Origin of the sequence: Halococcus qingdaonensis (assembly GCF_024508235.1) — an archaeon.
GTDB lineage: Archaea > Halobacteriota > Halobacteria > Halobacteriales > Halococcaceae > Halococcus > Halococcus qingdaonensis.
Genome location: NZ_CP101943.1, coordinates 1,346,807 through 1,369,998 on the forward strand (window position 1 = coordinate 1,346,807; position 23,192 = coordinate 1,369,998).

Below are 23,192 nucleotides of genomic sequence, written 5' to 3' on the forward strand. Positions count from 1 at the left end.
TCAGGCCTCCCGTGCCCAGTCGCGTGAGCGTTCGACCGCCTCACTCCACCGCTCGTAGCGACCGTCGACCTCGGCATCCTCGTCGGACGTGAACTCGCGGTCGACCCGCCAGTTATCGCGCAGCTTCTCGGGGTCGTCCCAGTAGCCGACGGCGAGCCCGGCGGCGTAGGCCGAGCCGAGCGCCGTCGTCTCGTCGACCTCCGGGCGCACGATGTCGGTGCCGACGATGTTCGCCTGAAGCTGGCAGAGGAAGTTGTTCTTCACTGCACCGCCGTCGACCTGGAGCCCGTCGATCTCGATCCCCGCGTCGGCCTCCATCGCCTCGGCCACGTCGCGGGTCTGGAAGGCGATCGATTCGAGCGCCGCGCGGACGATGTGTGCACGTTCCGTCCCGCGCGTCATCCCGACGATCGTCCCGCGTGCGCGCCCGTCCCAGTGGGGTGCGCCCAGTCCCGTGAAGGCAGGGACGAGATAGACCCCGTCGGTCGAGTCGACGCTGCGGGCGACGGTTTCTGATTCCATCGCGTTATCGAGCAGTTCGACGTCCTCGAGCCACTCGATGGCCGCACCCGTGACGAAAATCGAGCCTTCGAGGGCGTACTGCACCGGCTCGCCCGAGCGCTGGAACCCGATCGTGGTGAGCAGGCCGTGATCGCTCTCGACGGCCTCCTCGCCGGTGTTGAGCAGGAAGAACGACCCGGTGCCGTAGGTATTCTTCGCGTCGCCGGGATCGAAGCAAGTCTGACCGAAGAGGGCGGCCTGCTGGTCGCCGAGCGCGCCGGCGACGGGGATCTCGGCACCGAGGAACCCGTCCGCGTCGGTCGTTCCGTAGAGGTTCTCGTCGCTCGACGGACGGACTTCGGGCAGCGCCGCGCGCGGTACCCGGAACTCCTCCAGGAGCTCGTCGTCCCAGTCCATCTCGTGGATGTTGAACAGCATCGTCCGGGAGGCGTTCGTCACGTCGGTGATGTGGTTGCCCGTGAGGTTCTCGATGAGCCACGAGTCGATCGTCCCGAAGCGCACCTCGCCGTCGGCGGCGCGCTCGCGGATGTCCTGCGGGCGAGAGCGCTGGAGCTTGATCGGATCGGCGTTGTCGAGGATCCACTCGGCCTTCGTCGCCGAGAAGTAGGCGTCGGGTTCGAGCCCCGTCTTGTCCTGGATCGTCTCGGCCTTGCCGTTCGTTTCGAGCCCCTCGATCCGGTCGGTGGTCCGGCGATCCTGCCAGACGATCGCCCGCATGATCGGCCGACGGGTGTCGGCGTCCCAGAACAGTGTCGTCTCGCGCTGGTTGGTGACGCCGATCGCGTCGAGTTGCGTCGCGTCGATGCCGGCGCTGTCGAGCGCGTCGCCGATGACCGACTTCGTGTTCTCCCAGATCTCCATCGGGTCGTGCTCGACCCAGCCCGGTTCCGGGTAGTACTGTTCGTGTTTCTCGTAGGCACTGGCGACGACCCCGCCACCGTGGTCGAACACCATGAACCGCGTGCCCGTCGTCCCTTGGTCGATCGCGCCGACGTACGTCCCCTCGCTCATCGTCGGCTCCCGTCCGCACGCCGCGCGGTTCGACCGGTTTTTACTGCTACCATGTATCCGTCCGTAAACAGTATCTTCTATTCACATAAACCTTGCGCAGGCCGTGGTTTCGGCGGCCGGCCAGCTTCTCGGCGTGGAGCGACGCGCGATCCATCCCGCTCGCTACGCGTTCGCGAGGCTATGAAGCCGGCCGAAGACCCGTGTCGGGAACCGCGGTTCGAGGCGGCTCGGTGATCGGCCAGCGCCGACCGACCGCTCCTCGCTCACCCGTTCGACGATCCCGATCTCGGCGAGTTCGTAGAGCAGGCGCTTCACTGTCCCTTCCGAGAGCTCCACGCTCGGCGCGGCGGCGACGGCGGTGGCCGCGGCGTCGACCGACGCGCGCTGATCGTCGTCGATCTCGACGAGCCGGGCCAGCACCTGCTGGCGATTCGCCGAGAGCGCGAACACGCGCCCGAGCGAGACCGCCGGCCGCGGCAGGGCATCCATGCCGACGTGGAGATCGTGCTCGCGGACGCCCGAAACCCCCGCGAGCGCCGCCTCGTCGGCCGCCGCGAACAGCACACAGAGCGCGTCGTGGGCGTTGCCGTCGGCCCAGACGGCGATACGGCGGAGTTGTTCGTGCTCGATGGCCCGTCGCGCCATCCCCGCCGACGCACGGGCCGTCAGGATGTCGACCAGCGCGAGGTCGCGGTAGGCCGGAACCTCGATGCGCTCGGGCGGGCCGTCGATCGAGAGCTCCGACGGCGGCCGACGGCCGATGGCGAGCCACGAGAGCGAATCCATCATCCCGTCGAACGCCGAGACGAGCGACGCGAGCGACTGCGTACCGGGTTCGTCGACGTGATCGAACGCGACGAGCAGCCGGCGATCGTCCGCGAGCGTCTCGGCCAGCCGCGAGCGGAGCGTATCCGTCCCGACGCCGTGTTTCGGCACCGATTCGTCGAGCATCCCGTCGAGCACCGTCTGATAGAGGCCGAACTCGCTGCTCGCGTGGCGCGTGTCGACGTAAACGAGCGACGGTGCCGCGTTCGTCCCGCCGCGGGTCGAGGTGTGGATCACCGAACCGGAACGCGTCCCCACGCGACGGAGCTGGTCAAGCAACGCGGTGACGACGGCCGATTTCCCGCTCCCGGATGGCCCCCAGACGTAGGCGTTCGGCGGGAGGCGGCCGTCGAACACCGGATCGACGTAGTCGAGCAGGCGTTCGAGCACCGTCCCTCGGTTGGTCGGTTCGTCGACGTGGGCGATGGGGCTGATCGCGTGGTAGTCGAGCACGACCCGCGTCTCCCCAACCGACTCCCGTCGCCGTCGGATGCGAGCAGCGAGATCCACGATTATCGACCGTACCGGCGCGGCCGTCGACCGCCGATCGACCGAACTCGTCGCCATCGACGCCGTTCCTCGCCGTCCGTCCCCCTCCCGTTCTCCCGTCCGCTGTCTGTTACTACTGACACGTGTTCGGCCGTAAATCATTGTATGCAGTGATAAGCCTTGTGCGGACGGCGACGACAACCGTCGCTACCTCGGCGATCGATCGGGAGAACCGGACCGATCGTTCGGTTCGTCCACCGCCCGCTTCCCCTTGGATGGCCGTTATCTACGGCCACTAACCCCCCACCGATAAAATAAACCGTGTGGAACCTCATGCACACACGGACAGATGGCAACCGAAACCGAGGCGCTCGTCATCGGCGGCGGCTCGACGGGCTGTGGTATCGCGCGCGATCTCGCGCTGCGTGGCGTCGACACCACGCTCGTCGAGCGCGGCAATCTCACCCACGGGACGACGGGCCGGATGCACGGGCTGCTCCACAGCGGCGGGCGGTACGCGGTCTCGGATCAGGAGAGCGCCGCCGAGTGCATCGCGGAGAGCCGCGTTCTCCGCGAGATCGCGAGCCACTGCGTCGAGATGACCGGCGGGCTGTTCGTCCAGCTGCCCGCCGACGACGACGAGTATTTCGAGGAGAAGCTCGCGGGCTGTCGCGACTGTGACATTCCGGCCGAGGTGATCTCGGGCGAGGAAGCCAGGGAGATCGAGCCGTATCTCACTCGTGACGTCGAGCGCGCGATCCGAGTGCCCGACGGGGCCATCGACCCCTTTCGACTCTGCGTCGCGAACGCCGCCGACGCCGAAGAACACGGTGCGCGCATCGAGACCCACGCCGAGGTCACGGACGTGCTCGTCGAGGACGGCAAAGTGACGGGTGTCGAGGTGCGCCACGAGAGCGGTCCCGGAAAACGCTCACACCACGAACCGGGCACGACCGAGCGCATCGAGGCCGATCACGTGGTGAACGCGACCGGTGCGTGGGCCGGGGAGCTGGGCGCGATGGCGGGCGTCGAGGTCGAGGTCCGCCCGTCGAAGGGTGTGATGACCGTGATGAACACGCGCCAGGTCGATACGGTCGTCAACCGCTGTCGGCCGAAGGGCGACGCCGACATCATCGTCCCTCACGAGACGGCCTGCATCCTCGGGACAACTGATGAAGAAGTCGAGGATCCCGACGACTACCCCGAAGAGCAGTGGGAGGTCGACATGATGATCGACACCCTCTCGGAGCTCGTGCCGATCCTGAGCGAGGCCCGAACCATCAGGTCCTTCTGGGGCGTGCGCCCGCTGTACGAACCTCCTGATACTGGGACGACCGACCCGACCGACATCACGCGGCAGTTCTTCCTGCTCGACCACGCCGATCGCGACAGTCTGGCCGGGATGACGTCGATCGTGGGCGGCAAGCTCACGACCTACCGACTGATGGCTGAAGGGATTACGGACCACGTCTGCGAGAAACTCGGCGTCGAGGGAGTCTGTCGCACCGCCGAGCAACCTCTTCCGGGGAGCGAGGATTTCTCGGTGCTCCGGGACTACATGGAGGAGTTCGGGCTGCGCTCGCCGGTCGGCCGTCGGAGCACGGAACGATTGGGGAGCAAGGCCGACGAGGTGCTGAAAACCGACGATCCAAACCCGGTGGTCTGCACCTGTGAGGCAGTCACGCGCGCGGAACTCGACCACGCGATCGCGGATGCGGGCACCGATCTGAACGCGACGCGCATCCGCACCCGCGCCTCGATGGGCAACTGCCAGGGCGGGTTCTGTGCCCATCGGATCGCCGCACTGCTCCATCCCGAGTACGACGAAGCGACGACGAGAACCGCACTCGACGAACTGTACGAGGAGCGCTGGAAGGGTCAGCGCCACGCGCTCTGGGGCGAACAGCTCTCGCAGGCGATGCTCAACCACGCGCTCCACGCGACCACGATGAACCGGGATCGCGATCCGGCGGCGTCGGACGACGGAATCGAATACGACCGCTTCGATGCAGGCCCGCCTACACCGGAAGCGGCGGCCGACGGCGGTCGTGCTGGTGGGCGCGACGGAACCGACGACGAGGAGGACGACCGTGGCGATTGAGGACGACGTCTGCGTGATCGGCGGCGGTCTCGCCGGCATGACGGCCGCGCTTCGAGCAGCGCGTGAGGGTGCGCGGGTGAGACTGCTCTCGCACAAGAAGAGCACGCTCCGACACGCGAGCGGACTCGTCGATATTTTGGGCTACGCCGACGGTGAACTCGTCGCCGACCCGTTCGACGCGCTCCCCTCGCTCCCCGAAACCCATCCCTACCGGCGGGTCGGGGACGATGCCGTGCGAGCGGGACTGTCCCTGTTCGACGACGTGACCGGCGACGCTTATCGAGGAACCCACACCGACGCGAACGCGCTCGTGGCGACCCACGGCGGCACCGTAAAGCCGACCGCGCGCTACCCGACGCGCGTGGCTCCGGGGCTGGCGAGCCAGGATCGAAAGACGCTGCTCGTGGGGTTCGATTCGCTGACCGCCTTCGACGCACCGCTCGCGGCCGACCACCTCGCTGCCGCCGGCGTTCCAGGAGCGACACGTGGCGTCACCGTCGCGTTCCCGGGCGATTTCAGGGCCGACTCGCGCGTGACGCGCTCCGCCCGCGCACTCGACGATGACGAGACCGTCGAAATCGCGAATGGATCGATGCCGGTGCGGCGCGCGCTCGTGCGAGCGGTCGAATCCCATCTCGGTGACGCCGAACGGATCGGCTTTCCGGCGGTGCTCGGCGAGGAGGAGTCCCAGGAAGTCCGGAACGCGCTCGAATCAGCTCTCGGCATCGACGTGTTCGAGGTGCCGATGGGACCGCCGAGCCTGCTCGGATTGGGGCTCGAAACGCTGTTCCAGGAAGCGCTCGCCGAGGCGGGCGTGCGCCGGACGACCGGCAATCCCGTCGTGGAGTTCGACGCAGACGACGGACGAATTCGAAGCGTATCGACCGACCGCAACGGCCGACCGACGCCGTTCCATGCCGACGAGTTCGTGCTCGCGACAGGGGGATTGGTCGGCAAAGGAATCGACTCGGATCGCGAGGGGGTCGTCGAGCCGGTCTTCGACTGTCACGTCCCCCATCCCGACGACCGCTACGAGTGGTTCGACGACGAGGCGTTCGGCGACCACCCGTTCGCGCGCTTCGGGGTCACGGTGGACGACGACCTGCGGCCGCTCGATGCGGCTGGAGGGACGGAGTACGACAACCTCCGTGCCGCCGGGAGTGTCCTCGGCGGGGCGGATTTCGCAGCGGAGAAATCGGGCAGCGGCATCTCGCTCGCGACCGGTCACGCGGCCGGCCGTGCGGCGGGCGCGGCGGCGAACCAGTGATACACATGAGCGACGCACCAACCCACGATGCCGACGAGTTCGAACCGGTGGACGTCTTCGAGACGACCGAGATGGATCTCCGCCCGGGCGCGGACGACTGCTACAAGTGTTCGACGTGCGATACGTCCTGCCCGGTCGCCGAGGTCGACGACGAGTTCCCCGGTCCGAAGTTTCAGGGACCGGAACAGTGGCGGCTCAAGCGCACGGAGGGTCACGAGATCGACGACTCGATCACCTCCTGTTCGAACTGCATGCGCTGTGACGACGCCTGCCCTTCATCGGTGCCGCTGAGCCAGATGCACAACACCGCCCGCGGCGAGTACGTCGAGAACCAGCGGTTCGGCCGGGAGGCGCTGTCGGCGCTCGCCGACGGCAACCTGCGCGAGGCGCTCGACATCGTCCGTGAGGGCCAGGACGGACTCGTCGAACGACTCAGAAACCGAATCCTCGCGAACTACCACACGTCGGCGTGGCTCGCCTCCTTCATGCCGAGCGTCGCGAACTTCGTCATGAACTTCGGGCCGGCGCGCTGGGCGATGGCGAAGACGATGGGTGTGACCAGCGAGCGGGAGTTCCCCGAGTTCGCCGACCAGACCTTTCGCGAGTGGTGGGCCGCTCGCGGCGGTGCACAAGTTTCCAATCCCGACAAGCGGATCGCGTACTTCCACGGCTGTTACTCGAACTTCAACACGCCCGAGGTCGGCAAGGCGATGGTCAGGGTGTACGAGGAGTTCGGCTACGAGGTCCTCGTCCCGCCACAGAAGTGTTCGGGCACGCCGATGTTCGCCAACGGAATGCTCGGCGACGCGCGCCGCCACGCCGAGACCAACGTGAAGAACCTCGCCGCAGCGATCGAGAACGGAGCCGAGATCGTCGCCTCCTGTACCTCCTGCTCGATGGCGCTCGGCCAGGAATACCCCGAACTGTTCGATCTGGATGGCATCGAGGACGTCGCCGCACACACCTACGAGGGCGTCGAGTACCTCCGCCTGCACGAGGACCTGGAGGGCGCGCTCGACGAAACCAGCGTCGATGGAAGCGAGTTCGCCTATCACGCGCCGTGTCACGCACGCAACCAGGGGCTCGACACGCAGGCCGTCGAACTGTTCTCGGACCTCGACGGTGTTGCCATCGAGGACGTGGGCGACTCCTGTTCGGGGATTTCGGGCACCTACGGCTGGAAAGAGGAGAAGTACGACTACTCGATGGAGATCGGCGAGGAGATGTTCGAACACATGGAGCACGCCGCCGGCGAGACCGGGATGACCGAGTGTCCGACCTGCGCGATGCAGATGGAGCACGGCACCGGCTACGAGATCCGCCACCCGCTCGAACTGCTCGAAGAGGCGCTGGTCACGGGTTCGTAACGTCGATACGGCCGACGATCCCGGCTATCGTCGCCCTTTCCCCCGATTTCGGCAAGCCTAAAAACCGAAACCGATATACCGTTTTAGGCTGGCCTAAATCGTATGGACACCGAGCCGGCGACACACCGGGTACCGACGCGACGCGACTGTCTGAAGTACGGCGGCGCGGCGGTCGGCGGGGGACTGCTCGCGGGCTGTACGGGAAAGGGCGAGTCGGGCAACGGGACGAACGGTTCCACCGGGACGACAGGGCGGGCGAACTCGTACTCGGTGGCGATGGCACCGGTAGGCGACGTCGAGTTCGAGAGCGTTCCGAAGACGTGGATCGCGAACAACGGCAGCTGGGCGGACATGGGCATCGCGCTCGGCCGGGAGCCGCCGAAAGGGCTCTGGCGACCCAACCGGTATCACACGCACGTCTACGACGACATCCCCGGTATCGACGTACACTGGAAGGACCTCGACCAGCTGTGGGGCAAGTCGCTCAGCAAGGAGCGGTTCTACGAGCTCGGTGCCGACGTCCACGTGTTCGATCCCGTCTTCGTACTGAGCCGATCGAAGTGGAAGCAGGCCGATCTCGACGAGATCCGCGAGAACGTCGGCCCCGTGTTGGGCAATAGCATCTACTCCCACGCCTTCCAGTGGCACGATCACCGGTACTACAGCCTCTACGAGGCGTTCAGGAAGCTCGCGCAGGTCTTCGGCGCGGAGCAGCGCTATCGTGCGTTCGAGCAGCTCCACGACGAGGTCGTCGGTCGGGTGCGAGAGCGCCTCCCGCCGAAATCAGAGCGTCCCTCCGTGGCAATCCTCCTCGTTTCCTCAAACGAGCCCGAGAAGTTCTATCCCTACCCGATCAACGAGGGGACATCGTACAAACAGTGGCGCGATCTCGGTGCCACGAGCGCCCTCAAGGAAGCCGGCATCGAGGACTACTACGTCTCCGGCGGGACGATCGACTACGAGACGGTGGTCGAGGCCGATCCGGACGCCCTGCTCATGTGGGACGGCGGCGGTCGCTTCGAACGCATGTCCCGCGAGGAGTTTCAGGACACGCTCGTCTCGTTCATGCAGAACCACGACGTGGCGAGCCAGCTGACCGCCGTCGAGAACGGCGACGTGTACCGCGGTGCCGGCATCTACCAGGGACCGATCATCAACCTCGCGTGGACCGAGCGCGGCGCGTGGCAGCTCTACCCCGACGAATTCGATCGGGACGAACAGCTGTTCGACCGCCAGCGCGTCGCCGACATCGTCGCGGGGAACGTCTCGCCGTGATCCGGAACGCATCGTCCACCAGCCGTGCGAATCGAATCGTCGATCGGCAGCCGGTTGTGTCGCGCCGAAGCGCCACCGCCGGACGGCGGATCGAGGGACAGAGGTAGCGGACCATGATCGGGACGACGCTCGGCGATATCCGTGACCACATCGAATCGCTCGCCAGCGAGGACGGTGAGTACAGCCTCGTCTGTAGCCGGTACGGCGACCGACCCGTTCCGGCCGCCGACCACCACTTCGCGGATCGCTCCACCGCCCGCGCGGCCGCACAGGCGACCGAGCAGTACCGGGCGGCGCTCCGCCGGTACGATCCACAGCTTCCCTATCACGACGTGATCGTCCAGCAACATACACCGCGATACGACGGGAACGATCCGGTGAATCGGCGCTCGTCAGCGAGGGGCCGTCGCATCGAACCCGGTGCCGAAGGGGCGGTCGCCGAGCGCCGCGAACTCGTCGAGTTCTGCCATCGCACCGCCGCCGCCGTCTTCGAGACGCTCTCCGAAGCGGGCTACGACGCCGTCGAAACGGCCGTCATGGACCGGTATTTCGACCTCGCCGAGACCATCTCCGAACCCGACGATCTCTGTCTCCGCCTGCTCGAAGGGATGGCCGTCGAACTCGACACGCGACTCGATCCGACGGCCCAGCGTGACGTCCTCTCGGCTGCCGCGCGTCGTCTCTCTTCGCCCGTCCTATCGACCGACGCGGAGCCGGTCGCGGCGACGCTCGCGTATCTCCGTGACCGCGGCGTACTCCGTGGTTCGGCTCGTTCGTCGGGCGCGACCGAACCCGATGACAGCGTGCGGTCGGTCGTGATGGAGCTGTCGGAGTACGCGCTGACGCCACACGACGGGCGGCTCCCGACCCTCCCGCTGGTCGTCGAACTCTCTCGTCGTCGATCGGAATGGCTACCGGTACCGGTTCGGGTCGAAGCAATCGACGACGGCTGGCGCATCCGGTTCGCACCCGCATGCGAAACCGATCCGATCGGGGTGGCGAGCGCGCCGATCGTTGCTAACTGCTGATCGACTGGCCAGCAAAAATCGCGTTCGGAAACCGGGACGGGAGGGTCAGTTTCGTGCGTTGTGGATCTCAGTCCTCGTCCACGACGCCACCGTCACCCGAGATGGACGGTTCGGCGTCGGCGGGCGGTTCGGGTTCGACGTCCGCATCGCCCGATCCGGGAATGACGATGTTGAGCAGGAGTGCGCTGATGCCGCCCATGATCAGTCCCGAGCCGAGCACCGTTTGGAACAGTTCGGGGAAGCTCGCGATGGCGTCCGGCCGGAACTCGACGGCCAGCCCGAGCGCGACCGAGACCGCCAGAATAGTCGTGTTCCGGTGGTTGAGATCGACATCGCGGTCGATGATGCTGACGCCGCTCGAAAAGATCGTCGAGAACAGGATGAGCGCGCCGCCGCCGAGCACGGCGTCAGGCATCGCGGTGACGAGCGCGGCGACCTTCGGGACGAAGCCGGCGACGATCAGCAGTCCGCCGCCGATGGCGACGACGTACCGGCTGAGAACACCCGTGAAGTTGATGACGCCGACGTTCTGCGAGAACGACGTGTTCGGGAAGGCGCTGAAGATCGCCGCGATCGCGCTCATGATACCGTCGGCGAACAGTCCGCCGCGGATCTCGTCGCGCGTCGGCTCGCGGTTCGCCGCGGCGACGATGCCGGTCATATCGCCGATCGTCTCGACCGCGGTGACGGCGTAGAGGAAGGCGATCGTGATGATGGCGCTGGGCTCGAAGGCGATGCCGAACTCCAGCGGCGTCGGGATCGCGATCCAGCCGGCCTGGGCGACCGCCGAGAAGTCGGCGACGCCGAGGGCGATGGCGGCGATGTAGCCAACCAGGATGCCGAGGAACACGCTCGTGATCCGGAGGAAGCCGGTGAAGAACTGGTTCAGCCCGAGCGTGACGAAGAACACGAGCGAGGCGAGCCCGATGTTCATCAGCGAGCCGTAGTCGGCGGCACCCGCGCCGCCGGCGGCGTAGTCCATCCCGACCGGGATGAGCGTCAGCCCGATCAGCATGACGACGATCCCGCTCACCAGTGGCGGGAAGAACCGGTCGATGTAGTCGTACGAGAAGCCGATACCGACCTCGACGAACGCGCCGACGAGGCAGGCACCGAACACCGCCGGTAAGCCGAACTGCGTGCTGATGGCGACGAGCGGGCCGACGAACGCGAAGCTCGTCCCCATCATCACGGGGAGGTTCGAGCCGACGGGACCGACAGTGAACACCTGGACGAGCGTCGCCACGCCCGCGACGAGCAGCGCCATCTGGACCAAGAACGTGGTTCTGCCGGTCGCGAGCCCGACGGCACCCGCGATGATCAGCGGCGGTGCGACGTTCCCGAGGAACATCGCGAACACGTGCTGGAGGCCGAGCGGTATCGCCTCGGGGAGTGGCGGCTTGTCGTCTAATTCGTATTGTATGTGATCAGCGGATTCCTGTGACATGATACCACGTTACGCAAGTATGGGTGTGGTTATATATAGGCTCGTTTGAGAAACACACCTCGTATCACTGCATACTTATATACGATTATTATTAACCCTCGATCCAGCGTGCGCTCACAGCGATCTCCGTCGCGTTCACAACGACACACGGGCGTGATGGCACGGATAGAGACCACGGACCGGGACGTTCGATCGAAAGCTCGTTTGCGACGCCGAGATCCGTGAGAGCAGCGTCGATAGTCGTCCGTTCCGTTTGGCAGCGGCTACCGGGTCCAGGGAACGTTCGGAACCCGACCCGGGATACCTCCGCGATGGAGCGAGTCAGTTGGCCGAGCGACTGGTCCACTCACGATCGGCCACCGAATCCAGGCCCACACGGGAGCGTACGTCATCGGCACGTGTTTGCGATTCCGCGAGAAGGTTCGGGTAGCGCTCCTCGATGCCGGGCACTGTCCCGTTCTCCATCACGATCTCGCCCTCGCAGACGACGGTATCTATTTCGTGGCCGTGTGTCTGAAGGACCAGTGCCGACGCGATGTTCCGGATCGGCGTCAGCTGCGGGTAGTCGAGATCGACGAGCGCCAGATCGGCGCGCTTGCCCGGTTCGATCGAACCGAGCTCGTCCGCCCGGCCGATGGTGCGAGCCCCGTCGATCGTCGCCATCTCCAGGGCCTTCTCGGCGGTGACGGCTCCGGCATCCCGGCGGTCGGCCCGGTGGATGAGGGCGGCGTACTGCATGTCCGAGAGCGGGTTGATCGTGTCGTTGCCGCTCGGGTTGTCGGTGCCGAGACCGACCGTGACTCCGTAGTTGGTCATCGTGGGGACCGGTGCGACGCCGGAGCCGAGAACCAGGTTCGTGAGCGGGTTGTGGACGATCTTCGTGTCGGTCGCCGCACACAGCCGAACGTCCCGCTCGTCGACGTGCACGCAGTGAGCTAACACTGTCCGGTCGCCGAGATAGTCGACGGCGTCGAGGTACTCCACATGGCTCATCTCGCCGTATTCCTCGTGGACCGTCTCCGAGGCGTGAGTCGTCGTCATCGTCTCCCGGCGTTCGGCGAACTCGGCGGCCGCGGTCAGCCCGTCGTCCGTCGCCGTCACGACGTTCTCGGGTGCGATCCAGACCTGCTGTCGGCTGTCTGGCGACGGATCGTGGTACCGATCGAAGACGTCGCCGACCCGTTCGAGGGCGGCGTCGGTCCCACTCAACGAGGCGTCCATCGGGACGTGCTCGACAGCCGATTCCTTCCGCGTGACGCGATCGACGAAGTCGGTTAGGGTGCGTGGGAGATCGTCGTTGTCGCGAAACGCCTGCGCGTAGACGTTCCGGATGCCCGCGGCGTCGTACTCGTTCAATTTCGCTTCGAGGATCGCGTCGGACTCGTCGTCCCACATGAGAAACACCTCGGGGAATTCGACGAAGGTCGTGATCCCCGCACGGAGCGCCTCGGTGACGAACAGCGCCGACGCGACGGCGTGGTCGTCGGGCGTCATGGCATAAATTGCTGGCTTTTTGACGTTGAACAGCCAGTCGTACAGCGCCCGCTCGTTGCTCACGCCGCCACGAGCGAGGATGTCCGCAACGTGCGTATGCGGATCGATGAACCCAGGGAGGACGGCGTGACCGCTCGCATCGACGATCCGATCGCCATCGTACTGGTCGGTGATCGTCGCCATCGGTCCGACAGCGACGATCTCGCCCCCGTCGACGGCGATTGCGCCGTCATCGATGACGTCGCGCGCCGGGTTCATCGTCACGATGCGACCGTTCTCGACGAGCAGTTCGACCATGCTCTTCGGTCAATCACCGACAGTATAAACATGTTCTTTGCTATCACTCCTCAGTACTGTCGGACCCATGCGGGTCGACCGACGGAAGCAACGTACCGGCAGGTGGTTTTTTGCTCGTCCCCCTCGAACCATTCAGTAATGTCACGAACGACCGTATCGTATACGGATAATCGTATTTACGAGTTCACGCCGGCGCTCGAACCAGCCTACACCGCTGCGGACGGCGAATCGCTGACCGTCGAGACGGTCGACAGTCTCGAAGGGGCGATCCAGAAGGATACCGACCGATTGCAGTCGATCCCGGACGAGGTCAACGCCGCGACCGGTCCCATCACCGTGGCAGGAGCCACACCGGGCGACGTCCTCCGGGTCGATATCGAGGCGATACGCGTCACCGAGGATCGCGGCCGCGTCGTCACCGCACCAGCGTTCGGCCTCCAGCAGGACGCAGCCGACATCGAGCACCCGTTCACGCGCATGACGCCCATTGATGGGGATACCGTCGAGTTCGGGGACGTTGCCGTCCCGATCCAGCCGGTCATCGGAACGATCGGGGTCGCACCGGCCGCCGATTCCTATTCGACACTCGTCCCGCACGATCACGGCGGGAATCTCGACACGACGGATATGACCGCCGGCACGACGGCGTACTTCCCGGTCTTCCAGGACGGTGCGATGCTCGCAATGGGCGACGCGAAGGCTGCGATGGCTGACGGGGAGATGTGTGGCACCGGCGTCGAGATCGGGACCGAGATCGACATCACCCTCGACGTGGTGTCCGATCCGACCGTCTCGCTCGACCGACCGCTGGTCGAAACTGACGCGGCGTGGAAGACGATCGCGAGCGCCGAAACGATGGAGGTCGCCGCGACGCTCGCCAATCGCGATCTGATGACGTTGCTCGAAGCCATGCACGACTGGGAGACGACCGAAGCGTATCTGTTCTCCAGTCTCGTCGGTGGTCTGGAGATCAGCCAGGTCGTCGACCCGCTCGTCACGGTGCGAAACGCCGTTCCGATGGAGTATCTCGACGATCCGTTCGGCACTGCGTAACTTTCGTGCTCCCGATCCCGAACCGCTAGGGTGATGAACGCCACGCGCGACGGTCGACGCAAGCACTGAACATCGCCATGCAAGAGCAGCAAGCCGAACGGCGGGATGGTCGGACGTGGTGGCGGGTCGGTTGCGTCAGCGTCGTCGCTCTGTGTCTCCTCGGCGCTGGTTTCGCGGCAGCCAGCGGCGGTCCAGCGATGGCCGACGGCAGTCCAGCAGCGGCTGCCGACGTACCCACACAGCAACAGCTTCAACAGTCGACGCCGAACACCGTGACCATCCGAAGCACGGGCGAGGAGCGCGTCTTCTATACGATCTCGGTCAGTGGCAATATCGAGCCAGGACCGGGAGCCGATCTCACGGGTGCGGATCAGCCCGATACGATCAACGGAGCGACGGCGTCCGGCTCGACGGCGCTCAACGGCGTCGACAACTTCACGTTTCGTGGGCGGATCACCGCGCTGAACGTCTCCGGCGGGCCCGCGGAGGTCTCCGTCAATGGTACGCAAGTCGACCCCGCGACGTTCCCACAGTCCGCACCGCCGACAACTGCCTCGCCGACGGCGACGCCAACGCGGACGCCGACGTCCACACCGACATCGACGGCTACCGCGACGCCGACGACGACGGCCACAGCCACCGCGACACCGACAGCAACGTCGACGGCGACACCGACGCCGGACACACCCTCGACGACCACGGCGACGCCATCCGCAACGCCGACAGCATCGCCGACCCCGTCCGAGGCGGCGAACGCGACCACACAGCCACAGGGCGAGAGCGGAGGGATACTCGACTGGCTCGGATCGATCAGCCTGTTCACCATCGCCGGCACGCTGTTGCTCGTCGTGTTCGCGATTTTGGCGCTGGTCGCTCGGTACAACGACTGAACGCCGCCACAGTCGCCCGCATCGGCCGAATTCAGCTCGAAAGTCGAGCACGCCCGCGCTATGAGATCGGGTCGTCGCACGCACCCTCGACGATTTCGTCTAGTCGGCCGGTGGCGACCAGTTCCGTCGCGATCTCGATGTCACCGTGGAGCGGTCGATCCGCGTCGAGCGGCGGGACGTGTTCGCGGAGTGCGTCGTAGGCCGCACCGGTGGCGCTACCGGGATCGAGCCCGTCGTCGACGAACTCCATCGCCTGCGCGCCACAGAGCAGTTCGATCCCCACTACCGTCAGCGCGTTCTCCACCGCCGTACGGGCGTTGAATGCGCTCTGGGTACTCATGCTCACGTGGTCTTCCTGCCCGCCGCTCACGGGTGTGTTGTCCGTCGAGGGCGATCCCAGCGATCGGTTCTCGTTGACGAGCGCGGCGGCGCTGTACTGGGCGATCATGTAGCCCGAGCCGACGCCGCTATCGGGCGTGAGAAACGGTGGGAGATGCTCCTCCTGGAGATTGGGATTGAGCAGCCGATCGACACGGCGCTCGACGATGGCGGCGAGGTCGGCGAGCGCGTTCGTGGCGTAATCCAGCCGGAGCGCGAGCGGTGCGCCGTGGAAGTTGCCGCCCGAAAGCACGCCCACGGACTCGGTGCCGCTCGCGCGGTCGTCGACCGCGCTGCCGGGGAAGACGAGCGGGTTGTCGGTCGCGCTGTTCAGTTCGACCTCGACCGCCTCGCGCAGGTGCGAGATCGCGTCGCGCGCCGCGCCGTGGACCTGCGGGAGACAGCGAATCGAGTAGGCGTCCTGGACGCGATCACAGTTGCGGTGGGATTCGACGATCTCGGACCCTGCCGTGAGTGTTCGCACGTTACGCGCGCTCGCGGCCTGTCCCGCGTGCGGACGCACGTCCTGGATCGCCGGATCGCAGGCGGCGGTCGTCCCCATCGAGACCTCGGTCGTGAGCGCGCCGGCGACGTCCGCACCGCGAAGCGCGCGCTCGGCATCGACGACACAGAGCGCGCCCAGCCCAACCGTGAGCTGCGTGCCGTTGATGAGCGCCAACCCCTCCTTCGCTCCGAGCGAGAGCGGTTCGAGGCTGGCCCGCGCGAGCGCTGCCTCGCCGTCGAGGCGCTCGCCGTCGACTTCGGCTTTACCCTCACCAAGCAACACGAGCGCCTGGTGGGCCAGCGGCGCGAGATCGCCGCTCGCGCCGAGGCTGCCCTGAGATTTGACGACCGGATGGATCCCCCGATTGAGCATCATCAGGAGATGGTCGACGACGACTTCGCGGATGCCCGAGTAGCCCTTCACGAGCGCGTTGATCCGTGTGAGCAGCATCGCGCGCACCTCCTCGCGTTCGAGCTCGCGGCCCACGCCCGAGGCGTGGCTCCGAATGAGGTTGGTCTGGAGTTGCTCGCGATCACCTTCGGGGATGTGTTCGGTCACGAGCTGGCCGAACCCGGTGTTCAGCCCGTAGACCGTCTCGTCGCTGTCGAGGACGTCCTCGACGCGCGCTCTGGATTCCCGGACGGCCTCGCGCGCGGAATCGGCGATGGCCACCGGGCGATCGTGGCGGGCGACCGCGGCCACCCCCTGGGGTGTGAGTGATTCGCCGTCGAGTACGACCGGTTCGTCCTCGTTCATCGCTGCCCTCCAGAGACGGGTTCGCCACCTTTGAGCACCGTTACGACGGTGTTCACGCCGAAATTGTAGGGGACATGGACGTGCGAGGGCGCGTCGACGATCGCCACGTCGGCGGGCATCCCCTCACGAAGCGTTCCCGCCTCACCGGCACGATCGAGCGCGCGTGCGCCACCGTGTGTGCCGGCGATCAGGGCTTCGGCGGGCGTCATTTCCATCCCGACGCAGGCGAGTGCGATCGCGAAGCCCATGCTCTGTGAGTGGCAGTTCGGGTTGAAGTCGGTCGCCACGGCAACCGATCCGCCCTCGTCGAGAAACGCCCGCGCATCCGCGTAATCCGCGCCAAGCGAGAAAGCCGTTCCGGGAAGGAGTACTGGTGTGACGTCAGCTTCGGCGAGTGCCGCGCGATCGTCCGCGTTCGCGTGGAGGAGGTGATCGGCGCTCGTCGCACCCAGTTCGGCCGCGAGCTGCGCGCCGCCGAGTCGGACGAACTCCTCGGCGTGGACCTTGGGCGTGAGCCCGTGTTCCATCCCGGCTTCGAGCACCCGTCTGGACTGTGCGACCGAGAAGACGTCCTCCTCGCAGAAGACGTCGCAGAACTCCGCGATCCCTTGGTCGGCGACCGCGGGGAGCTGGTCGTCGACCACTCGATCGGTGTACGTCTCGGCGTCCTCGTCTTCGGGCACGGCGTGTGCGCCCATAAACGTCGGCACGACATCGATCGGATGCTGTTCGTCGGCACGCCGAATCACGTCGAGCATCCGCAGTTCGGTCTCGGTATCGAGCCCGTAGCCGGACTTGATCTCGACGGTCGTGGTGCCGTGGGCGCACATCATGTCGAGATGCGGGAGCAGGTTCGCGAGGAGTTCGTCGTCGCTCGCCTCGCGGACAGCGTTTACGGTTCTGAGAATACCCCCACCCTCGGCGAGAATGTCTTGATACTGCTCGCCGCCGAGCTTCGCCGCAAACTCGTCCGAACGATCGCCAGCGAACAGGCCATGCGTGTGGGAATCGACGAATCCCGGAATCACGGTCTTCCCACTGGCGTCGATCGCGTGTGTGGCGTTCGCCGCGGGATACTCGTCGGTGATCTCTTCGGTCGGACCGATCGCGGTCACGTGGCCGTCCGTGACGGCGATGGCGGCGTTCTCGTATCGTTCGAGCGGTGCGTCCGTTCCCGGTCCGACGACGATCTCGTTCGCGTCGTGGATTACTGTCGTGAGTTCAGTCATGATGAATCTCCGTCGTACGCACTGAGAAAGTGGGCAATCGCCCGCGCGCCGGCCGCGGCGGTCAGTTCTCTTGAATCGAGCGGCGGCGCATACTCGACGACCTCGAAGCCTGCCACGCGGTCGTCGGCCGCGACGATTCGCAGCATGCGGAATAGTTCGCGCGTCGTGAGTCCACCGGGTGTGGGTGCGCTCACGCCCGGTGCGGCCGTCGCGTCGAGCACGTCGAGATCGACGCTGACGTAGACTGTATCGACCCCGGCCATCGCATCGAGTGCGCGCTCGGCAGCACTCTCGACATCGTCACCGACGGCCTCGCTTGTGACGATCTCGCCACCCTGTTCGTCCACATACTCGGCATACGCCGTCGATGTCTCGAAGTGACGTGCACCGACGCAAGCGTAGGCGTCGAGCCCCGCCTCGTGAAGCTGCCGGTAGGGTGTCCCGCTCGTCGGTTCGCCACGCACCTCACGACAGTCGAGATGGGCGTCGAAGTTGACGACGCCGAGTGATTCGGAGAGCAGCGGCGCAGCATTCGGATACGTGAGCGAGTTGTCGCCGCCGAGGAAGATCGGCAGCGCGTCGCTCGCGTGGATCTCGCGAGTTATCTCGCGGATCGATTCCTGGACCGTGCTGACGTCGCCGTCCAGAACCTCGACGTCGCCGAGATCGCCGACCGATTCGACGGGCCCCGCGTCGAAATGATGGGTTTTGACTCCAGTGAGCGCCTCGCGGAGCGCTGTAGGACCTTCACGTGCGCCGCGTCGGCCGATCACCGCGCCGTCGTACGGCTCGCCGACGAGGACGGTGTCGAACTCGCTGGCATGGTCGAGGGTTATCGGTTCGACGATATCGCCGAACTGCTCGTCGTTCGGGTCGGCGGAGGGGCCGTCCCAGGCCGGCGGTTCGCGCAGGCTCATCGCCGATCCTGCATCGGAACGGGCACGTCCGACTGGCCGGCCTCGTCGATGGCATCCTCGTAGCCTGCGTCAGCGTGGCGGATCACGCCCATGCCGGGGTCGGTCGTGAACACGCGCTCGGCCTTCTCGGCAGCCAGATCGGAGCCATCGAGCACGACGTGATTGTTCGCATGGAGCGCGTTGCCGATGCCGACGCCGCCGCCGTCGTGGACGCTCACGATGTCCGCACCCGCGGCGCAGTTGAGGAGGGCATTGAGGATCGGCCAGTCGGCGACCGCGTCGGTGCCGTCTTTCATCGCCTCGGTCTCGCGATGCGGGCTGGCGACGCTGCCCGCGTCGAGGTGGTCGCGCGTGACGACGATCGGTGCGCTGATCTCGCCCTCGGCGACCAACTCGTTGATCCGGAGCGCGAAGCGGGCGCGTTCGGTGACCCCATCGTCGTCAGTTTCGTACCCGAGCCAGCAGACCCGCGAGGGAAGTCCCTGAAAGGAGACCTGCTCCTGGGCGAGATCGATCCAGCGGGTGAGCGAGTCGTTTTCGGGGAACAGTTCGGTGACTGCCTCGTCGGTGCGACGGATGTCCGCGGGATCGCCCGACAGCGCCGCCCAGCGGAACGGGCCGCGACCGCGACAGAACATCGGGCGGATATAGGCGGGAACGAACCCGGGGAAGTCGAACGCGTCCTCACGCCCGCGGTGATCCTCGACCTGCCCGCGGAGGTTGTTGCCGTACTCGAAGGCGATCGCACCCTCTTCTTGGAGGTCGAGGATGGCGTCGACGTGGCGCTCCATCGTATCGAGACTCTCCTCGACGTAGCGCTCGGGGTTCTCCTCCCGGAGCTCGTCGGCTTCGTCGACCGTGTAGCCGCTCGGATAGTAGCCTTCGAGTTCGTCGTGGGCGCTCGTCTGGTCGGTCACGACATCGGGAACGAAATCGCGCTCAGCCATCGCTTCGAGCATGTCCGCGACGTTCATCTCGACGGCGACGCTGTAGGGTTCGCCGGCGTCGGCCGCCGCTGCGGCCTCGTCGAGCGCCTCGTCGAGATCCTCGGCGCGTTCCATCAGGTAATCGGTCTCCAGGCGACGCTCGATCCGGTTGGCGTCGACCTCGGCGGCGATACAAACGCCCTTGTTCATCGTGACCGCGAGCGGCTGTGCACCACTCATTCCACCCAAACCGCCGGTGGCGACGATCTTTCCTTCGAGGTCGCTATCATACTCCTGGCGACCGAGTTCGGCGAGGGTTTCGTAGGTTCCCTGGATGATCCCCTGCGTGCCGATGTACGCCCACGAGCCGGCGGTCATCTGGCCGTACATGATCTTCCCCTCGGCTTCGAGTTCGTGGAACTGCTCCCAGTCGTCCCACCTCCCGACGAGATTCGAGTTCGCGATCAGGACCCGGGGCGCGCGCTCGTGGGTCGGAAACCGTCCGACGGGTTTGCCTGACTGGACGAGCAGGGTTTCCTCGTCGTCGAGTTCGCGCAGTTCGGCGAGGATCGCGTCGTAGGCGTCCCAGCTCCGGGCGGCTCTGCCGGTCCCGCCATAGACAACGAGCTCCTCGGGTTTTTCGGCTACCTCGGGATCGAGGTTGTTGTTGAGCATCCGGAGGGCCGCCTCCTGCCGCCAGCCCTCGCACTCGATCTCGGTGCCCGTGGGCGCTCCCTGGTACTCGCGCCACTGCGCCGACGGCTCGCCGATGCCGGCCTCGTCCGGTGCGGGTTCTTGTTCGCTCATCGGCCAAACTATGCGAACGAGTCACGAGACAGTTTGGCCTCCAAGCGGTGGTTGATTTTTAAGCCGATCTGGAGCGGGGGTGTTACGGTCGTTCGTAGATCGATCGAATCGATGGCGAGCGATCGGTGTGAGCATGAATATAAAAATACCCCTCCGTTCGGCAGTATTCCTTCCTTGTTCGCGCTGGGATAACAGAGAGCTATGCGAACAACACCCAGGATAGACGATCACGAACCGGCACGGACCCCGATCTCACAGTCATGGATTTCGCTGGTCGCAGATTGGCAATCGGCTGTGGGAGTCGTCTTCCAGTCCAGTGGGAGCGATTCTGGCGGTTGGTGGCGGAGCGGGCGAAGTGAGAAGTCATTTAGTGAGACCACCACGGACGATCGACACGAATGGTAGCGTTCGAACCGCGGCTGTTCGCGGAGATCGATCCCGACGAACGCCCGTCGCTCGCGGCGTCGCTCGTCCCCGTCGCGGCGATGATCGTCTTCCTCAGCGTCGGTATCGTCGTCTTCGACCTCGACCCGCAGTTTCCCCTGTTCTGGGGGATCGCCTTCACTGGACTGTTCGTCCGATACCGTCTCGGCTTCTCGTGGGACGCGCTCTACGACGGCATCACCGACAGCATCCTGATGGGGATGCGGGTCGTGCTCATCATGTTCGTCGTCTACGCGCTCGTCTCGACGTGGATCCAGGCCGGGACGATTCCCGGACTGATGTACTACGGGCTCGAACTGCTCACACCCGAGATCTTCCTCCCGCTCACCGCCATCCTCGCCGCGATCGTCTCGTTCGCGGTCGGTTCATCGTGGACGACCGCGGGCACGCTCGGCGTCGCCTTCATCGGTATCGGCTCGGGGCTCGGCATCCCCGCGCCGATGACTGCCGGTGCGATCCTCTCGGGGGCGTACACCGGGGACAAACAGTCGCCGCTCTCCGACACGACGAATCTCGCGGCCGCGGTGACGAACACCGATCTCTACGAGCACATCAACGCGATGCGCGCGGGCACGCTGGTTGCGTTCGGCCTCTCGGTCGTTCTATATGTAATCCTCGGCCTGAGCGCCTCCGGGTCGATCCCGGCCGGGCGCGTCGGCGCGATCCAGAACGCCATCGCGGGCTCCTACGCCGTGTCGCCGCTCGTGTTCGTCCCGATCCTCGTCACCTTCGGGCTGGCCATCTACGGGGTTCCGGCGCTCCCGACGCTCGGCACGGGCGTCTTCGCGGGCGCATTCACTTCGATGGCCGTCCAGGGGACCGGTTTCACCGCCGCGTGGACGGCCGCACAGTCCGGGACGGCCCCCGAAACGGGGATGCAGCTCGTCGACGGACTGCTCGAAAGCGGCGGCCTGCTCGGGGGTGCATGGATCGTGACGATCGCGCTCGCTGCGCTCTCGCTCGGTGGCATCCTCGAACGGACGGGTATGCTTGCCGTGCTCGCCCACCATCTGGGTCGGCTGAGTCGTGGCGTGGCGAGTCTCACCGGCGTGACGGCAATCTCGGCCGTGGCGATGAACATGCTCGCCGCCGAGCAGTACATCAGCATCGTCGTCCCCGGGATGACCCTTCGCAATCTCTACAACGAACAGGGCCTGAAGAGCAAGAACCTCTCGCGCGCCGTCGAGGCCAGCGGGACGACCTCCGCGGCACTCATCCCCTGGAACAGCGGCGGGCTGTTCATGGCCGGCACGCTCGGTGTCTCGACGCTATCGTACGCGCCCTACTACTTCTTCGGCTTCCTCTCGCCGCTCGTCCTCATCGTCATGGGGCTCACCGGCTGGCAGATCGCGTACAAGGACGGAAAGACGGGCGAGACGACACCGACGAGCGAGGGATCCGTCCCCGCCGCCCCCGGCGAGGACTGACGCCCATGAGGCAGGTTTAGGGCAGCGCAGCCGTTGTGCGGCGTATGTACGAGGCGACCTTCCGCATCGAGGGCGACGGGGCCTACGCCGCCGCGACCGCGGGAACGGATGCGACGGTCGAACTGTGGTGTAACGACCACTGCGATCTCCTCTACGTCACGAACGAGGCCGTCGACGGGGTACGTGCGCACGTCCGCGAGCGTGTCGGCATCAAGGACAGTCTCCAGCGGCCGAACGAGTCGGTGCTCGTCACCGACGATTGTCTGAAACGCCACGAGCGAAGTTCGATCGAGACGTATCTCGCGCGTCACGACTGCCTGCTCCTGCCGCCGCTGCGCTACGCCGACGGCGCGAAATCCTGTCGCGTGCTCGCGCTCGATCCGGCCAACCTGACGGGCTGTTATCGCGATCTCGTCGATGACGGTTTCTCGGTCTCGGTCGAACGGAAACGCGAGATCGAGACGGTCGCCCACGACGCGCCGTTGCTCAGCCTCGACGGCGTGCTGCCCGATCTCTCGCCCCGCCAGCGCGAGACGCTCACGACCGCCCACGGAAAGGGCTACTACGAAATCCCGCGCGAAACGACGACCAGCGAGATCGCCGATGAAGTCGGGGTCGAACGGCGCACCGCCGAGGAACATCTCCGGCGGGCGGAAAACAAACTCATGGCGGCGCTGATGCAGTACGTCGGCGTCTGAGACGCCTGTACAGTCCGAATTGCGAAAATCGCAGTCCCG

The 23,192-nt window shown here is 66.0% G+C and carries 17 protein-coding genes; 9 read left to right on the forward strand and 8 right to left on the reverse strand.

The window, feature by feature from the left end:
• Together glpK and NO363_RS07015 are read right to left on the reverse strand one after the other, a co-directional pair.
• On the reverse strand, positions 1 to 1,533 hold the full coding sequence (glpK, locus tag NO363_RS07010; protein WP_256687915.1) for a glycerol kinase GlpK: 1,533 nt from the start codon (positions 1,531 to 1,533) through the stop codon (positions 1 to 3).
• Between the two features lie 162 nt (positions 1,534 to 1,695).
• Positions 1,696 to 2,925: a Cdc6/Cdc18 family protein gene (locus NO363_RS07015; RefSeq protein WP_256687917.1), complete on the reverse strand. Its 1,230-nt coding sequence runs from the start codon at positions 2,923 to 2,925 to the stop codon at positions 1,696 to 1,698.
• A gap of 271 nt (positions 2,926 to 3,196) precedes the next feature.
• On the opposite strand from NO363_RS07015, the gene glpA reads away from it, so the two are divergent.
• The 5 genes from glpA to NO363_RS07040 all read left to right on the forward strand — a co-directional run bounded on the left by glpA (position 3,197) and on the right by NO363_RS07040 (position 9,885).
• Complete coding sequence (gene glpA / locus NO363_RS07020; protein ID WP_256687919.1) at positions 3,197 to 4,948, forward strand: anaerobic glycerol-3-phosphate dehydrogenase subunit GlpA; 1,752 nt, start codon at positions 3,197 to 3,199, stop codon at positions 4,946 to 4,948.
• The gene (gene glpB, locus NO363_RS07025; RefSeq protein ID WP_256683930.1) at positions 4,938 to 6,215 is read left to right on the forward strand and encodes a glycerol-3-phosphate dehydrogenase subunit GlpB; all 1,278 of its coding nucleotides are present in this window, start codon (positions 4,938 to 4,940) and stop codon (positions 6,213 to 6,215) included. The genes glpA and glpB overlap by 11 nt, the downstream gene beginning before the upstream one ends.
• Positions 6,216 to 6,220: 5 nt before the next feature.
• The gene (locus NO363_RS07030) at positions 6,221 to 7,582 is read left to right on the forward strand and encodes an anaerobic glycerol-3-phosphate dehydrogenase subunit C (RefSeq protein ID WP_256683932.1); all 1,362 of its coding nucleotides are present in this window, start codon (positions 6,221 to 6,223) and stop codon (positions 7,580 to 7,582) included.
• Positions 7,583 to 7,684: 102 nt separating this feature from the next.
• Complete coding sequence (locus NO363_RS07035) at positions 7,685 to 8,857, forward strand: ABC transporter substrate-binding protein (protein ID WP_256683934.1); 1,173 nt, start codon at positions 7,685 to 7,687, stop codon at positions 8,855 to 8,857.
• 113 nt (positions 8,858 to 8,970) lie between these two features.
• Positions 8,971 to 9,885 carry a DUF7551 domain-containing protein gene (locus NO363_RS07040; RefSeq protein WP_256683935.1) on the forward strand — a complete coding sequence of 305 codons (915 nt, stop codon included), beginning with the start codon at positions 8,971 to 8,973 and terminating at the stop codon, positions 9,883 to 9,885.
• 67 nt (positions 9,886 to 9,952) lie between these two features.
• Here NO363_RS07040 and NO363_RS07045 read toward each other — a convergent pair whose 3' ends face one another.
• Both NO363_RS07045 and NO363_RS07050 read right to left on the reverse strand, forming a co-directional pair.
• On the reverse strand, positions 9,953 to 11,332 hold the full coding sequence (locus tag NO363_RS07045) for a uracil-xanthine permease family protein (RefSeq protein ID WP_256683936.1): 1,380 nt from the start codon (positions 11,330 to 11,332) through the stop codon (positions 9,953 to 9,955).
• 321 nt (positions 11,333 to 11,653) lie between these two features.
• The gene (locus tag NO363_RS07050) at positions 11,654 to 13,123 is read right to left on the reverse strand and encodes an amidohydrolase family protein (RefSeq protein ID WP_256683937.1); all 1,470 of its coding nucleotides are present in this window, start codon (positions 13,121 to 13,123) and stop codon (positions 11,654 to 11,656) included.
• A 138-nt stretch (positions 13,124 to 13,261) separates the two neighbouring features.
• Between NO363_RS07050 and NO363_RS07055 the strand changes: the two genes are divergently transcribed.
• Both NO363_RS07055 and NO363_RS07060 read left to right on the forward strand, forming a co-directional pair.
• Positions 13,262 to 14,176 carry an acetamidase/formamidase family protein gene (locus tag NO363_RS07055; RefSeq protein ID WP_256683939.1) on the forward strand — a complete coding sequence of 305 codons (915 nt, stop codon included), beginning with the start codon at positions 13,262 to 13,264 and terminating at the stop codon, positions 14,174 to 14,176.
• Positions 14,177 to 14,253: 77 nt separating this feature from the next.
• A complete protein-coding gene (locus tag NO363_RS07060; RefSeq protein ID WP_256683940.1) occupies positions 14,254 to 15,066 on the forward strand; it encodes a hypothetical protein in 813 nt (270 codons plus the stop codon).
• A 58-nt stretch (positions 15,067 to 15,124) separates the two neighbouring features.
• Here NO363_RS07060 and hutH read toward each other — a convergent pair whose 3' ends face one another.
• Genes hutH through hutU form a run of 4 tightly spaced genes read right to left on the reverse strand, consistent with a single transcriptional unit; the run spans position 15,125 to position 20,584 of the window.
• Complete coding sequence (hutH, locus tag NO363_RS07065) at positions 15,125 to 16,705, reverse strand: histidine ammonia-lyase (protein ID WP_256683942.1); 1,581 nt, start codon at positions 16,703 to 16,705, stop codon at positions 15,125 to 15,127.
• Complete coding sequence (hutI, locus tag NO363_RS07070; RefSeq protein WP_256683944.1) at positions 16,702 to 17,934, reverse strand: imidazolonepropionase; 1,233 nt, start codon at positions 17,932 to 17,934, stop codon at positions 16,702 to 16,704. The genes hutH and hutI overlap by 4 nt, the downstream gene beginning before the upstream one ends.
• On the reverse strand, positions 17,931 to 18,851 hold the full coding sequence (gene hutG, locus NO363_RS07075; protein WP_256683946.1) for a formimidoylglutamase: 921 nt from the start codon (positions 18,849 to 18,851) through the stop codon (positions 17,931 to 17,933). Before hutG ends, hutI begins: the two co-directional genes overlap by 4 nt.
• Positions 18,848 to 20,584 carry a urocanate hydratase gene (hutU, locus tag NO363_RS07080; protein ID WP_256683948.1) on the reverse strand — a complete coding sequence of 579 codons (1,737 nt, stop codon included), beginning with the start codon at positions 20,582 to 20,584 and terminating at the stop codon, positions 18,848 to 18,850. Before hutU ends, hutG begins: the two co-directional genes overlap by 4 nt.
• A 398-nt stretch (positions 20,585 to 20,982) precedes the next feature.
• Between hutU and arcD the strand changes: the two genes are divergently transcribed.
• A complete protein-coding gene (gene arcD, locus NO363_RS07085; protein ID WP_256683950.1) occupies positions 20,983 to 22,455 on the forward strand; it encodes an arginine/ornithine antiporter ArcD in 1,473 nt (490 codons plus the stop codon).
• A gap of 44 nt (positions 22,456 to 22,499) precedes the next feature.
• Positions 22,500 to 23,153, forward strand: coding sequence for a helix-turn-helix domain-containing protein (locus tag NO363_RS07090; protein WP_256683951.1), 654 nt, complete (start codon positions 22,500 to 22,502; stop codon positions 23,151 to 23,153).
• Positions 23,154 to 23,192: the final 39 nt, after the last annotated feature.

What these genes read in the sequence shown, in the direction of transcription:
- glpK (WP_256687915.1), bottom strand. Translation starts at nt 1,533, where the DNA reads ATGAGCGAGGGGACGTACGTCGGCGCGATCGACCAAGGGACGACGGGC.
- NO363_RS07015 (WP_256687917.1), bottom strand. Translation starts at nt 2,925, where the DNA reads ATGGCGACGAGTTCGGTCGATCGGCGGTCGACGGCCGCGCCGGTACGG.
- glpA (WP_256687919.1), top strand. Translation starts at nt 3,197, where the DNA reads ATGGCAACCGAAACCGAGGCGCTCGTCATCGGCGGCGGCTCGACGGGC.
- NO363_RS07030 (WP_256683932.1), top strand. Translation starts at nt 6,221, where the DNA reads ATGAGCGACGCACCAACCCACGATGCCGACGAGTTCGAACCGGTGGAC.
- NO363_RS07035 (WP_256683934.1), top strand. Translation starts at nt 7,685, where the DNA reads ATGGACACCGAGCCGGCGACACACCGGGTACCGACGCGACGCGACTGT.
- NO363_RS07040 (WP_256683935.1), top strand. Translation starts at nt 8,971, where the DNA reads ATGATCGGGACGACGCTCGGCGATATCCGTGACCACATCGAATCGCTC.
- NO363_RS07045 (WP_256683936.1), bottom strand. Translation starts at nt 11,332, where the DNA reads ATGTCACAGGAATCCGCTGATCACATACAATACGAATTAGACGACAAG.
- NO363_RS07050 (WP_256683937.1), bottom strand. Translation starts at nt 13,123, where the DNA reads ATGGTCGAACTGCTCGTCGAGAACGGTCGCATCGTGACGATGAACCCG.
- NO363_RS07055 (WP_256683939.1), top strand. Translation starts at nt 13,262, where the DNA reads ATGTCACGAACGACCGTATCGTATACGGATAATCGTATTTACGAGTTC.
- NO363_RS07060 (WP_256683940.1), top strand. Translation starts at nt 14,254, where the DNA reads ATGCAAGAGCAGCAAGCCGAACGGCGGGATGGTCGGACGTGGTGGCGG.
- hutH (WP_256683942.1), bottom strand. Translation starts at nt 16,705, where the DNA reads ATGAACGAGGACGAACCGGTCGTACTCGACGGCGAATCACTCACACCC.
- hutI (WP_256683944.1), bottom strand. Translation starts at nt 17,934, where the DNA reads ATGACTGAACTCACGACAGTAATCCACGACGCGAACGAGATCGTCGTC.
- hutG (WP_256683946.1), bottom strand. Translation starts at nt 18,851, where the DNA reads ATGAGCCTGCGCGAACCGCCGGCCTGGGACGGCCCCTCCGCCGACCCG.
- hutU (WP_256683948.1), bottom strand. Translation starts at nt 20,584, where the DNA reads ATGAGCGAACAAGAACCCGCACCGGACGAGGCCGGCATCGGCGAGCCG.
- arcD (WP_256683950.1), top strand. Translation starts at nt 20,983, where the DNA reads ATGGTAGCGTTCGAACCGCGGCTGTTCGCGGAGATCGATCCCGACGAA.
- NO363_RS07090 (WP_256683951.1), top strand. Translation starts at nt 22,500, where the DNA reads ATGTACGAGGCGACCTTCCGCATCGAGGGCGACGGGGCCTACGCCGCC.